Source organism: Streptococcus sp. HMSC078D09, assembly GCF_001813675.1.
Classification (GTDB): Bacteria; Bacillota; Bacilli; order Lactobacillales; family Streptococcaceae; genus Streptococcus.
Genome location: NZ_KV813666.1, coordinates 1 through 333 on the forward strand (window position 1 = coordinate 1; position 333 = coordinate 333).

Consider the following 333-nt stretch of genomic DNA (forward strand, 5'->3'; position numbering starts at 1 on the left):
ATCATCATCCATTGGGATTGCAGGGTTACCAGGTGTGAAGCTTGGTGTACCTGTTTGCGTTTGACCTTGGATGTCTGTAGATGTTGCAGGATCAGCAGTTGGTACAACTGGAGTGATCTTCGGTGTGTAAGTTGCAGTAACTGGAGTACCGTTCTTATCAACACGTTTCACGGTTACGCCTGTACCTGTTCCTGTGAATGATTTTTCTGGTACGAAGGTTACTGTTCCGTCTGGAGAAACTGTGTAAGTTCCTTCACCTGGAATGGTCTTCGTAGTTGATCCATCTTCAAAGGTTGCTGGTGTATCATCATCCATTGGGATTGCAGGGTTACC

General features: G+C 45.9%; 1 protein-coding gene. It reads right to left on the bottom strand.

What is annotated here, in order from left to right; translation table 11 throughout:
- On the bottom strand, positions 1-333 hold a 333-nt coding region (locus HMPREF2926_RS04875; RefSeq protein ID WP_141751773.1), incomplete at both ends, for an Ig-like domain-containing protein.